Raw genomic sequence first — 12,834 nt, forward strand, 5'->3', positions numbered from 1 at the left:
GTGTAGGCTTGAAAGGGTCTTGAGGGAACTGACTTTTGCATGGCGTGTGTGACGCAAACGTGTGTTGTCAGCGTGTGTGGTCAGTAACCCTTAACACACGGTAATATAACAATAAAGGTGTGATGGCGGAGACGAAGGGATTCGAACCCTCGAGACCCTTTCGGGCCTGCACCCTTAGCAGGGGTGTGCCTTCGACCACTCGGCCACGTCTCCGCCGACCCGTATATGGATGTCGCCAAGGGGGGGCAAGGGGCTTTCTGGCCCCTTTTTGCAGATCGCCGTGCGGCGCCGTCCAAGGGGTTCGACGGCGCCGGGCCGTGGCACGCGACAGTTCGTCCTCTTGGAACTGGGGCTGGAACCCGGAAGGCATTGACGCGATAGTCGGATGACGCAACCGGATGGCAGGACATGACCGAAATCTCTCGTCGCAAGTCGGATCACCTGCGCATCGTCACCGAAGGCCGCGGGGCGCAGGACCGGCTGGACAGCGGGTTCGACCAGGTCCGGTTCCTGCATCAGGCGCTTCCTGATCTGGACATGGATGCCGTCGACACGGGAACACGGTTCCTGGGGCGCAGCCTGGCGGCGCCGCTGCTGATCTCGGCCATGACCGGCGGTCCGGAGGAGGCGGAACGCATCAACCTGCACATCGCCGAGGCCTGTGCCCATCACCGCATCGCCCTGTCCGTCGGATCGCAGCGCATCGCGGTCGAGGCGGGCGGCAATGGCGGCCTGGGCGCCAGCCTGCGGGCACGGGCGCCCCAGATTCCGATCCTGGGCAATATTGGCGCGGTCCAGCTGAACTATGGTTTTGGCGTGGCGCAGGCGCAGCGCGCGGTGGACATGATCCAGGCCGACGCGCTGATCCTGCACCTGAACCCGCTGCAGGAGGCGATCCAGGAGGGTGGCGACCGCAACTTTGCGGCCCTGCTGCCGCGGATCGAGGAACTTGCCACCAGCCTGCCGGTCCCCCTGGGCGTCAAGGAGGTCGGTGCGGGGCTGTCGGCGCCCGTGGCGCGCCGTCTGATCGACGCGGGCGTGACGATCCTGGACGTCGCCGGCGCCGGCGGCACCAGCTGGGCGCGTGTCGAGGCCGAACGCGGTCCCGACCGCCTGCAGGCGCTGGCGGCACCGTTCCACGACTGGGGCATTCCCACGACCGCGTCGCTGCGCGCCATCGCGCCGATGATGGGTCCGGACCGGGTTCTGATCGGATCGGGCGGGGTGCGTCACGGGCTGGACGTCGCGCGGGCCATCCGCCTTGGCGCGGATCTCGTGGGGCAGGCGGCCCGCGCTCTGCCCGCCGCGCGTCACAGCGCCGAGGCCCTGTCCGATCACCTGTCCGACGTGGTGACCCAGCTGCGCATCGCGATGTTCTGCACGGGATCCGGCGACCTTGCGGCGCTGCGCCGCGCGCCTTTGCTGGTGCTTGGGCCGGGTGGCCAATGGTCGCAAGCAACGGGGATGGAAACCGGCGATGCGGGACTGTAGTCTGCGCGGATCGCCGGTCCGGGGGACAAGATGAGCGCACATGCCCTGCCCAAGGCAGATCTGACCGCCACCAGTTTGATCGTCTCGGGCGGCATCATCGCCGCGTGGCTGGCCCTGCATGTGCATGCGCTGTGGTTTCTGGACGCGGCGGCCCATCCCATCCTGGCGGTCGCGAATTTCCTGGGGCTGACCTGGCTGTCGGTCGGTCTGTTCATCATCGCGCATGACGCGATGCACGGGTCGGTCGTGCCGGGGCGTCCGCGCGCCAATGCGGCGATGGGCCAGCTTGTCCTGTGGCTGTATGCCGGATTTTCGTGGCGCAAGATGATCGTCAAGCACATGGCGCATCACCGCCATGCCGGAACCGACGACGACCCCGATTTCGACCATGGCGGCCCGGTCCGCTGGTACGCCCGCTTCATCGGCACCTATTTCGGCTGGCGCGAGGGGCTGCTGCTGCCCGTCATCGTGACGGTCTACGCGCTGATCCTTGGGGATCGCTGGATGTACGTGGTCTTCTGGCCGCTGCCGTCGATCCTGGCGTCGATCCAGCTGTTCGTGTTCGGCACCTGGCTGCCGCACCGCCCCGGCCACGACGCGTTCCCGGACCGCCACAATGCGCGGTCGTCGCGGATCAGCGACCCCGTGTCGCTGCTGACCTGCTTTCACTTTGGCGGTTATCATCACGAACACCACCTGCACCCGACGGTGCCTTGGTGGCGCCTGCCCAGCACCCGCACCAAGGGGGACACCGCATGACCAATTTCCTGATCGTCGTCGCCACCGTGCTGGTGATGGAGCTGACGGCCTATTCCGTCCACCGCTGGATCATGCACGGCCCCCTGGGCTGGGGCTGGCACAAGTCCCACCACGAGGAACACGACCACGCGCTGGAAAAGAACGACCTGTACGGCCTGGTCTTTGCGGTGATCGCCACGGTGCTGTTCACGGTGGGCTGGATCTGGGCACCGGTCCTGTGGTGGATCGCCTTGGGCATGACCGTCTACGGGCTGATCTATTTCGTCCTGCATGACGGGCTGGTGCATCAGCGCTGGCCGTTCCGCTATATCCCGCGCAAGGGCTATGCCCGCCGCCTGTATCAGGCCCACCGCCTGCACCACGCGGTCGAGGGACGCGACCATTGCGTCAGCTTCGGCTTCATCTATGCGCCGCCGGTCGACAAGCTGAAGCAGGACCTGAAGACGTCGGGCGTGCTGCGAGCCGAGGCGCAGGAGCGCACGTGACCCATGACGTGCTGCTGGCAGGGGCGGGCCTTGCGAACGGGCTGATCGCCCTGGCGCTGCGCGCGGCGCGGCCCGACCTGCGGGTGCTGTTGCTGGACCATGCCGCGGGACCGTCAGACGGCCACACCTGGTCCTGCCACGACCCCGACCTGTCGCCGGACTGGCTGGCGCGGCTGAAGCCCCTGCGCCGCGCCAACTGGCCCGACCAGGAGGTGCGCTTTCCTCGCCATGCCCGGCGGCTGGCCACCGGTTACGGGTCGCTGGACGGGGCGGCGCTGGCGGATGCGGTGGTCCGGTCGGGCGCCGAGATCCGCTGGAACAGCGACATCGCCCTGCTGGATGCGCAGGGGGCGACACTATCCTGCGGCGCCCGGATCGAGGCGGGCGCGGTGCTGGACGGACGCGGCGCGCAGCCGTCGCGGCATCTGACCGTGGGTTTCCAGAAATTCGTGGGCGTCGAGATCGAGACCGACCGCCCCCACGGCGTGCCCCGCCCGATGATCATGGACGCGACCGTCACCCAGCAGGACGGGTACCGCTTCATCTATCTGCTGCCCTTCTCTCCGACGCGCATCCTGATCGAGGACACGCGCTATTCCGATGGCGGCGATCTGGACGACGACGCACTGGCGGCGGCGTCCCACGACTATGCCCGCCAGCAGGGCTGGACCGGGGCCGAGGTCCGGCGCGAACGCGGCATCCTTCCCATTGCGCTGGCCCATGACGCGGCGGGCTTCTGGGCCGATCACGCGGCGGGGCCTGTTCCCGTGGGACTGCGCGCGGGGTTCTTTCACCCGGTCACCGGCTATTCGCTGCCCTATGCGGCACAGGTGGCGGACGTGGTGGCGGGTCTGTCCGGGCCGCCCGGCACCGACGCGCTGCGCGGCGCCATCCGCGACTATGCGATCGACCGGGCACGCCGCGACCGCTTTCTGCGACTGCTGAACCGGATGCTGTTCCGCGGCTGCGCGCCCGACCGGCGCTATACCCTGCTGCAGCGGTTCTACCGCATGCCGCATGGACTGATCGAACGGTTCTATGCCGGCCGGCTGAGCGTGGCGGATCAGCTGCGCATCGTGACCGGCAAGCCTCCCATTCCCCTTGGCACGGCCATCCGCTGCCTGCCCGAACGTCCCCTGCTGAAGGAAAACGCATGAACGCCCATTCGCCCGCGGCCAAGACCGCCATCGTGATCGGCGCAGGCTTTGGCGGGCTGGCCCTGGCCATCCGCCTGCAGTCCGCGGGCATCGCCACCACCCTGGTCGAGGCCCGCGACAAGCCCGGCGGGCGCGCCTATGTCTGGCACGACCAGGGCCATGTCTTCGACGCGGGCCCGACGGTCATCACCGACCCCGATGCGCTCAAGGAGCTGTGGGCGCTGACCGGGCAGGACATGGCGCGCGACGTGACGCTGATGCCGGTGTCGCCCTTCTATCGGCTGATGTGGCCGGGCGGGAAGGTCTTCGATTACGTGAACGAGGCCGATCAGCTGGAGCGCCAGATCGCCCAGTTCAACCCGGACGATCTGGAGGGATACCGCCGCTTCCGCGATTACGCGGAGGAGGTGTACCAGGAGGGCTACGTCAAGTTGGGCACCGTGCCCTTCCTCAAGCTGGGCCAGATGCTCAAGGCCGCGCCCGCGCTGATGAAGTTGGAGGCCTACAAGTCGGTCCATGCCAAGGTCGCGACCTTCATCAAGGACCCCTATCTGCGGCAGGCGTTTTCGTATCACACGCTGCTGGTGGGCGGGAATCCCTTCTCGACCAGCTCGATCTATGCGCTGATCCACGCGTTGGAGCGGCGCGGCGGGGTCTGGTTCGCCAAGGGCGGCACCAACCAGCTGGTCGCAGGCATGGTCGCGCTGTTCGAACGGCTTGGCGGCCAGATGATGCTGAACGCCAAAGTCGCCCGGATCGAGACCGAGGGCGCGCGGACCACGGGCGTCACCCTGGCCGACGGGCGGTCTTTGAGGGCCGACATGGTCGCCAGCAATGGCGACGTCATGCACAACTATCGCGACCTGCTGGGCCACACCGCCCGCGGGCAGAGCCGCGCGAAATCGCTGGACCGCAAGCGCTGGTCCATGTCGCTCTTCGTGCTGCATTTCGGTCTGCGCGAGGCGCCCAAGGACATCGCGCATCACACCATCCTGTTCGGCCCCCGCTACAAGGAGCTGGTCAACGAGATCTTCAAGGGCCCGAAGCTGGCCGAGGATTTCTCGCTGTACCTGCATTCGCCCTGCACGACCGATCCGGACATGGCGCCTCCGGGCATGTCCACGCATTACGTGCTGGCCCCGGTGCCGCATCTGGGCCGCGCCGAGATCGATTGGGCGGTCGAGGGGCCGCGCTATGCCGACCGCATCCTGGCCAGCCTGGAGGAGCGGCTGATCCCGAACCTGCGCGCCAACCTGACCACGACGCGCATCTTCACGCCGTCCGATTTCGCCAGCGAGTTGAACGCCCATCATGGCAGCGCCTTCTCGGTCGAGCCGATCCTGACGCAATCCGCGTGGTTCCGGCCGCACAACCGCGACAAGACGATCCGCAACTTCTATCTGGTCGGCGCGGGCACCCATCCGGGCGCGGGCATTCCGGGCGTCGTGGGCTCGGCCAAGGCCACGGCCCAGGTGATGCTGTCCGACCTGGCGGGCGCATGAGCGATCTGGTCCTGACCTCGACCGAGGCGATCACCCAAGGGTCGCAAAGCTTTGCCACGGCGGCCAAGCTGATGCCGCCGGGCATCCGCGACGACACGGTGATGCTCTATGCCTGGTGCCGCCACGCGGATGACGTGATCGACGGTCAGGCCCTGGGCAGCCGCCCCGAGGCGGTGAACGACCCGCAGGCGCGGCTGGACGGCCTGCGCGCCGACACGCTGGCCGCGTTGCAGGGCGACGGTCCGGTGACCCCGCCCTTTGCGGCGCTGCGCGCGGTGGCGCGGAGGCATGATTTCCCGCAGGCGTGGCCCATGGACCTGATCGAAGGCTTTGCGATGGATGTCGAGGCGCGCGACTATCGCACGCTGGACGATGTGCTGGAATATTCCTATCACGTCGCAGGCATCGTCGGCGTGATGATGGCCCGCGTGATGGGCGTGCGCGACGATCCTGTCCTGGACCGTGCCTGCGACCTGGGGCTGGCGTTCCAGCTGACCAACATCGCGCGCGACGTGATCGACGACGCGCGCATCGGGCGGTGCTATCTGCCAGGCGACTGGCTGGATCAGGCGGGCGCGCGGGTCGACGGGCCGGTGCCGTCGCCGGAGCTGTACACCGTGATCCTGCGGCTGCTGGATGCGGCAGAACCCTATTACGCGTCGGCGCGGGTGGGTCTGGCGGATCTGCCGCCGCGCTGCGCCTGGTCCATCGCCGCCGCGTTGCGCATCTATCGCGCCATCGGGCTGCGCATCCGCAAGGGCGGGCCGCAGGCCTATCGCCAGCGGATCAGCACGTCCAAGGCCGCCAAGATCGGCCTGCTGGGCATCGGGGGCTGGGATGTCGCGCGATCACGCCTGCCGGGGGCGGGCGTGTCGCGGCAGGGCCTCTGGACCCGGCCGCATCACGCCTAGGCGCGCGCGGCGTAGGGCAGAACCCGTTCCAGCAGGGCCGCGATTTCCGGAGCCTGAAGGCGCTTGCTGCGCAGCATCGCGTCCAGCTGGGCGCGGCTGGCCTCGTAATGACGGGACACGTTCTGCAGGTCGGACACGGCCAGAAGGCCGCGCCGCGGGCCGGGGGCCGCGGCATCGCGACCGGTATCCTTGCCAAGCGCCGCCTGGTCGCCCACGACGTCCAGCAGGTCGTCATAGGACTGGAACACGCGGCCCAGCTGACGGCCAAAGTCGATCATCTGGGTCTGCTCCTCGGCGTCGAACTCCTTAATCACGGCCAGCATCTCCAGCCCGGCGATGAACAGCACGCCGGTCTTCAGGTCCTGTTCCTGTTCGACCCCCGCGCCGTTCTTGGCTGCGTGCAGGTCCAGGTCCTGGCCGGCGCACAGGCCCTGCGGCCCCAGGGACCGCGACAGGATCCGCACCAGCTGCGCCCGCACCGTGCCCGACGCGCCGCGCGCACCGGCCAGCAGGGCCATCGCCTCGGTGATCAGGGCGATGCCGCCCAGCACGGCGCGGCTTTCGCCATGCGCCACATGGGTCGCGGGCTGGCCGCGGCGCAGCCCGGCATCGTCCATGCAGGGCAGGTCGTCGAAGATCAGCGATGCGGCATGCACCATCTCGACCGCGCAGGCGGCGTCGACGATCGTGTCGCAGACCCCGCCCGAAGCCTCGGCCGCCAGCAGCATCAGCATGCCGCGGAAACGCTTGCCCGAGGACAGCGCGCCATGGCTCATGGCCGCGCCGAGCGGCTGCGACACGGCACCGAATCCCTGGGCGATCTCCTCAAGTCTGGTCTGCAGAAGGGTGGCGTGGATCGGGTTGACGTCTCGTCTCATCAGTGCCTTCGCGCTTGGGTTCTGACCTGGCGGGATGGCCTGGCCCGGAGCGGTATCCCGCGACCGGTCATCCACCGTCAACAGTCCCCATGTTGGAACGGTTCACGCCCGATTGCGAGCCTTTTCGACGGCGACGCGGGGTCGCGCGGCAATTTGTCCAACAAGGTCAGTGGACCGGCGCGCCGATGGCCGCGCGCAGCCATGCATCCTTGGCCGGAAACACCCGCGCCGCATCGTGATCGGCCAGGATCGTCCGGCGCGCGGCGCGGCGCAGGTCGGCCGCGTCACCCGGATTGTCCAGCACCCAGGCCATCGCGTCCGCGACCTCGTCCGCGTCGTCCATGTCGACGATCAGGCCGTTCTCCATGTCGCGGACCAGTTCGCGCACCGGGGCGGTGTTCGATCCGATCACCAGGCATCCGGTGGCCATCGCCTCGGACAGGGACCAGGAGGTGACGAAGGGCTCGGTGAAATAGACATGCGCGTGCGAGGCCTGCAGCGTGCGGACATATTCATCGCGCGGGCGCATGGCGTTCACGTGGATGCGGCGGTGATCCAGGTCCAGCTGGTCGATCATCCGCAGCCACCAGCTGTCGCCGCGCGCCAGCGGTCGGCCATAGGACACGCTGTCATTGGCCAGGATCACCGTGTCGAAGTCGTCACGCCGCGCCTGCAGGCGGGCGACGCCGCGCAGGAATTGCGGAAAGCCGCGCAAGGGCTCCATCCCGCGGGTGGCATAGGTGATCACGGGGCGGTCTGCGGGCAGGCGCAACCAGTCGAAATCGATGCGCGCCTGCGGGTCGGGGCGGTGCAGGTCGCAATCGACCCCATCGGGCATCACGGTGATCTGGCGGCGCAGGACCGGGGGAAAGCGGCTGGCCTGGAACAGCGTCGGGCACCAGCTGGCATCGGCCAGGTCGAATTCGCCGGTGATCGGCAGGTTGCGCATCCGGTCCGAGATCATCACCGCCAGGTCGGCGGGCTTTTCCGCCCGGCGCTTGTCCCAGTTGCGGTCGGTGTAATACCATTCGTGATAGGCGACATAGGTGCAGTCCGGCCAGACCAGCTTGACCCCCAGACCCACGCCCCAGCCCGCATGGGCCACCACGACGTCCGGGACATAGCCTTCGGAATGGCGCATGCGGAACATCAGCTCGGTCGCGCCCCGGCAGTTCTGCGCGGCGTGGTCCAGGATGTGACGCGGATCGCCCGTGGGGATCGTGGTGTCGCGCAGCGCGAATCGGCGGGTGCGGATGCCGTCATGGGCAGGGTCGGCGTCGATGCCGCCATGCATGAAGGTGACGTCCCAGCCCTGGCCCGCCAGCCAGCGGCCCAGGAACTCGAACTGGCCGGGGCCGGACAGGTGCAGAAACAGGATGCGCGGCCGCTGCGCCACGGATGCCGCGACCGTCATGACCGGGGAACCGTCTGCCAGCCCGTGCAGCCCGCCGCCAGCAGCGGCTGCTGATCGGTGCGGTTCACGATGGCCTGCACGCGGGCATGGGCGACGCCCAGGTCCAGCCGCGCCTTGGTCGCGACCAGGAACGTCGCATCGCCGTCCAGGACCGCGTGGACTGCGGGAAACGCGGCCTGCAGCAGGTCGCGGATCGCGGGCAGGGGGCCCGTTCCATGGATCAGCAGGACGCCGCCGTCGCCCGACAGGCGCCGCCCGGCGTGGCGGATGCGCGCCAGCGCGTCCGGACCGTGCAGCCAGTCGTCATCGGCCCCCGCGACGATCGCATCCAGCCGCGGCGCGTCGGGTGCCGCATCCGACAGCTGCGCTGGCCGGAACGCCGCGCCAAGGTCAAGCGCCTGCATCGCCGCCAGGGGCCAGCCCGCCGCGGGGTGATGCACCGTCAGGCCGGGCACCAGGGCCAGCGCCGCAACGGCCAGCGGCAGATGCACCGGCCCTGTCACCATCACGTGCCGCAGGGCCGATGTCGCGCAGAGCAGCCCAAGGCAGCGACGCGCCCAACCCTCGACCGGCATGGCCGGGTTCAGCGCGTCGATCATGCCCAGGGGGGTGCCGTCGTCGTCCAGCACCTGCACCCGGCGGTCATCCAGCATGCGCAGCGCCGCCCCATCCAGGCGGTGCAGGCCGTGATTGATCGCCCGCGCGCGGGCCCGGACCGGGGCGTCGGTCGCCCGCAGCCAAGCGCGGTGGAAGGGCGTGACCCAGGAAAACGCATCGCGGTTGTCCAGCAGCTCGACCGCCTGCTGGACGGCGATGGCCAGCGGACCGTCCAGGTCCAAAGACAGGGGCAGGCCGCCGGGCTGCGTCCCGGCTAGGGTCACGCGCCGCGCACGCCAGGCATGGCGCTGGACGGGGCCGGTCTGGAGCCGCGTCTCGGCACGGTTCAGGTGCAGGTCAGACAGTGACGACAGGCGGGGGTTCAGCACGTGGATCAGGTCCGCCCCCCGCCGCAGGGCCAGCAGGCGCACCGGCACGCCAAGGGCGGGGGCACAGACGCATCCGTCGCCGCTGCCCGTCAGCGCATCGCCCAGCAGGCGCATCGCGACACCGGTCAACGGATCGTCGGCCCGCGCCTCTGCCGGGCGCAGGCCAAGTCTGGGGTCGTCATGGGTCAGCTGGGCGGTCATCGTGGGGCCCGCGCGGACATTACAGCCGACTGAAGAAAGCGCCGCCCAGGGGCGTGGCGCCATCCGCGGTCAGCAGCGCGTCCATCCGCGGAACGGCAACGCCAAGACCCAGGCTAACCTGGATGCCCCGGACCCCGCGCGGCGCGGACCAGCCGCGCACGGCCAGCATCACCCGCTGCCAGACGGCGGACCCGGTGGCGGTGTCGCGGATGTCGCTGCGCAGATGCGCCGTGTGGATCACCGTGATCCAGCTGGCGGAATGGGTCCGCATCGGTTCGAACGCGAACAGCGCAAAGGCCACCGGCTCGGCCTCCAGCGATACGACGACGGCACCGTGATAACCGCTGTCGTCATGGACCTGTGCCAGCAGGCGCTCCACCTGCGGCTGGTCGAAGGGCAGGTCCGCGAATAGGCTTTCCCGGTGCATCTGGCGGGCCAACGGCACGATCAGGTCGGGCCGGGCGGCGTGCCTGCCGACGGTGACATCGGTGCGGCGCAGCAGGGCGGGGGGCAGGTCGGTGTGGAGTGTCATGATCCCAAGCGGCCCAGCCTTGCCGTTGCCGACATGCTGGGCCTGTCCAATGGCCGCAGGCCGGTCCTTACGAATACAGCGGGCGGTCGTTGCGGGCGTGGCGGGCGGCCAGCGATCGTCCTTCGCGACCCTTCAGGAACGGGATGGCCGGATCGGTCTCGGTCATCGCGTCGAAATCGGGGAAGATCGCGCGCAGTTCGGACAGCTGGTCCTGGCTGAGAAAAGTCAGCGCCTGACGCCCGGGGAACAGGCTTTCGGCCTCGATCCCCTCGACCGACAGGATCTGGTGGTCTGCGAACATCAGGTGCAGGTACTGGACGCTGCGGGCGTCGCCGTCCACGTCGATGCCGTTCACGCCGATCAGCTGCTTGACCGCGACCAGCACCTCGGGGGCGCCGAACATCGTCTCGGCGATGGCCGAGCGGATGACGACGCGGTGCTGGGGCGAAAAGCGGATGTCGCGCAGGGGCAGGCCGTTGCCGAAGGCGCCGGCGGGCACCAGGATCGGCAGCAGCTTGGGGTTCCCCGCCAGATCGACCGCATCCAGCCTGCGCGAACCGATCCAGGCCAGCGCCTTGGGGCCGTTGCGGGTGATGACCGTGTCGCCCTGGCGCAGGGTCTCGATCGGAACCGCGCCGCGGGGGGTGTCGATCAGCGTGCCGGCGGTGAAGCAGACCGCGTTGATCGCCTCGAAGTTGGCAAAGCCCGACCGTGATGCCACGGTCGATCCGTCGCGAAGCGTCATCGTCCCATAGGAGACCGTGCCCTGCAGGATGCGCGGATAGGCCAGGATCGACCCGATGTCGCTGTCGCTGTAGACGTTGGTGACCAGGTCGGCCTTGCCGTCGCCGTCGGTGTCCATGGTGACGTTGCCGCTGGACAGCGTCAGGGTCCAGTCCCCGCGCAGGTTCAGCGTGTCCTGACCCTTGCCGCCATCCAGCTTGGGGCCGCCGCGCATCTTGTCGGCATCCGACAGGCTGTGGTCCGGCTTCATGTCGAACCACAGGACGTCGTCGCCCTTGCCAAGGTCCACGCGCGCGCCGAACGACTGCTCCAGCTTCAGCGTGTCGTCGCCGTCGCCGGTAGAGATCGTCTCGAAGGTGGTGCGCGACAGATGGGCCATGTCGTCACCGGTGCCCATGTCAACCTGGCCGAAGGCGACGCGGGCGCCCTGGCCGGACAGGTTTCCGCCCTCCAGCGTGTCGTCGCCGCCCTTCATGCTGATGTCGTACACGCTGCGGTTGTCGCCCGGCTCGGTTTGCCGGCTGAACGCCCAGTCCGACAACGTGACGTTCTGGGTTCCCTCCGAGGAGTTGCCCTGAAGAATGGTCGCGCCATCGCCATCATAGCTGCCAAAGATCGTGGCCATGACAGTCATCCCTCTTGAAAACGATTCTTGTTAACCCTGTTTCAATGGCGTTACGCCCGCACCCCGGCGGTTGTCAACAAAATCCACGCGCCCGCCCCGCGTGGGCGCGTTTTTCACGACCCGCGTCGCACAACATGCAATTGGTTGATTAACCTATGAACTTTACGGTTCACATTGCACGTTGTGCAGGGCCGGTCAGGGTTGATCCGACGCGGAGGCCGGAGGCCGGCGTCCGCGTCGGATCTGCAACTGGAGGCTGTAAATTTGTGCGCTGTTAACTGTTTATTTACGGGTCAGCGGAACAGCAGCACGGATCTGCGGGAATCGATCAGCATGCGCGTGGTGACCGATCCGATGATCAACCGGCGGATGCGGCTGTGCCCATAGGCCCCCATGACCAGCAGGTCGTGATCCTGCTGTTCGATCCGTGCGATCAGCGCGCTGTCGGCGCTGCCGTCCAGCAGTTCGGCGTGGGCATCGCGGCCGGCGGCGCGCAGGCGCAGGATCGCCTCCTCCAGCTGGACCTGCGCCTCGCGGTTGGCCGGGGCGGCCATCGCCACCTCGATCCGAAGCCCGTCGAAGACCGGGCTGGAGGCCACGTGATCGACCGCCTTCATCGCCGAGGCCCCGCCGTCAAAGGCCAGCATCACGCTGGCGATGGGGCGGAAGGCGCGGGCGGCGACCAGGACCGGCACCTTGGCCGCGCGGACCACGCGTTCCAGGTTCGATCCGGGATGGTCGGCCGCGAAATCGGCGGCCTCTCCGCGCTTGCCGATCACGATCAGGGCGGGGCCTGCGGCCTTGCCGGTCGCATGGGCGATCAGGTCGCCCTGCTCCAGGCGAGTCTCGACCCGCGCGGCGCCGGCGCCCAGGGTCAGGTTGCGCGCATCCTCCAGCAGGGCACGGCCCTGGGCGTTCGCCAGGCGCGCGCGCTGTTCGTCAAGGCTTGCCAGCTCGTCCAGCAGGGCGCTGCGCGCGCCAAGGCGGATCGTGCCGGACAGGTCCTGCGACGGGGCGGGGGACCTGCGGCCCAGGACGTGCAGCAGTTCGACCGGCATGCCGCTGCGCGCCGCAAGCCAGCCCGCATGTTCGCACACCGAGGCCGCGTAGACCGAGCCGTCCACCAGGGCGATGATCTTGTCGTTCATG

The 12,834-nt window shown here is 68.8% G+C and carries 12 protein-coding genes and 1 tRNA gene; 6 read left to right on the forward strand and 7 right to left on the reverse strand.

All coding sequences use genetic code 11. From position 1 onward, the window contains the following. Positions 1-123: 123 nt before the first annotated feature. Positions 124-213 (reverse strand) — tRNA-Ser (locus PRL19_RS09790). A gap of 195 nt (positions 214-408) precedes the next feature. Between PRL19_RS09790 and fni the strand changes: the two genes are divergently transcribed. The 6 genes from fni to PRL19_RS09820 are packed head-to-tail and all read left to right on the forward strand — an operon-like array spanning position 409 to position 6,305. Then, on the forward strand, positions 409-1,491 hold the full coding sequence (gene fni / locus PRL19_RS09795; protein ID WP_273742815.1) for a type 2 isopentenyl-diphosphate Delta-isomerase: 1,083 nt from the start codon (positions 409-411) through the stop codon (positions 1,489-1,491). Between the two features lie 30 nt (positions 1,492-1,521). Then, on the forward strand, positions 1,522-2,250 hold the full coding sequence (locus PRL19_RS09800) for a fatty acid desaturase (RefSeq protein WP_045982217.1): 729 nt from the start codon (positions 1,522-1,524) through the stop codon (positions 2,248-2,250). After that, positions 2,247-2,735 (forward strand): sterol desaturase family protein, encoded by a 489-nt coding sequence (locus PRL19_RS09805; protein ID WP_127898118.1) that lies wholly within the window; start codon positions 2,247-2,249, stop codon positions 2,733-2,735. Before PRL19_RS09800 ends, PRL19_RS09805 begins: the two co-directional genes overlap by 4 nt. Continuing rightward, positions 2,732-3,892 (forward strand): lycopene beta-cyclase CrtY, encoded by a 1,161-nt coding sequence (gene crtY / locus PRL19_RS09810; RefSeq protein ID WP_273742816.1) that lies wholly within the window; start codon positions 2,732-2,734, stop codon positions 3,890-3,892. The genes PRL19_RS09805 and crtY overlap by 4 nt, the downstream gene beginning before the upstream one ends. After that, positions 3,889-5,394, forward strand: a complete 1,506-nt coding sequence (locus PRL19_RS09815; RefSeq protein WP_273742817.1) for a phytoene desaturase — start codon at positions 3,889-3,891, stop codon at positions 5,392-5,394. The genes crtY and PRL19_RS09815 overlap by 4 nt, the downstream gene beginning before the upstream one ends. After that, entirely contained in the window at positions 5,391-6,305 is a 915-nt protein-coding gene (locus PRL19_RS09820) for a phytoene/squalene synthase family protein (RefSeq protein ID WP_273742818.1), read from the forward strand. Before PRL19_RS09815 ends, PRL19_RS09820 begins: the two co-directional genes overlap by 4 nt. Here the strand turns inward: PRL19_RS09820 and PRL19_RS09825 are convergent. The 6 genes from PRL19_RS09825 to PRL19_RS09850 all read right to left on the reverse strand — a co-directional run bounded on the left by PRL19_RS09825 (position 6,302) and on the right by PRL19_RS09850 (position 12,833). After that, entirely contained in the window at positions 6,302-7,183 is an 882-nt protein-coding gene (locus tag PRL19_RS09825) for a polyprenyl synthetase family protein (protein WP_052714724.1), read from the reverse strand. The genes PRL19_RS09820 and PRL19_RS09825 overlap by 4 nt on opposite strands. 166 nt (positions 7,184-7,349) lie before the next feature. Then, a complete protein-coding gene (locus PRL19_RS09830) occupies positions 7,350-8,597 on the reverse strand; it encodes a glycosyltransferase family 4 protein (protein WP_052715287.1) in 1,248 nt (415 codons plus the stop codon). After that, on the reverse strand, positions 8,594-9,784 hold the full coding sequence (locus PRL19_RS09835) for a hypothetical protein (RefSeq protein ID WP_273742819.1): 1,191 nt from the start codon (positions 9,782-9,784) through the stop codon (positions 8,594-8,596). The genes PRL19_RS09830 and PRL19_RS09835 overlap by 4 nt, the downstream gene beginning before the upstream one ends. Before the next feature lie 19 nt (positions 9,785-9,803). After that, entirely contained in the window at positions 9,804-10,316 is a 513-nt protein-coding gene (locus PRL19_RS09840; protein WP_273742820.1) for a hypothetical protein, read from the reverse strand. Between the two features lie 67 nt (positions 10,317-10,383). Further along, positions 10,384-11,685, reverse strand: a complete 1,302-nt coding sequence (locus PRL19_RS09845; protein WP_273742821.1) for a Hint domain-containing protein — start codon at positions 11,683-11,685, stop codon at positions 10,384-10,386. 293 nt (positions 11,686-11,978) lie between these two features. Continuing rightward, a complete protein-coding gene (locus PRL19_RS09850) occupies positions 11,979-12,833 on the reverse strand; it encodes a universal stress protein (RefSeq protein ID WP_273742822.1) in 855 nt (284 codons plus the stop codon). Position 12,834: the final 1 nt, after the last annotated feature.

This window comes from Paracoccus marcusii, from assembly GCF_028621715.1.
GTDB classification, from domain to species: domain Bacteria; phylum Pseudomonadota; class Alphaproteobacteria; order Rhodobacterales; family Rhodobacteraceae; genus Paracoccus; species Paracoccus marcusii.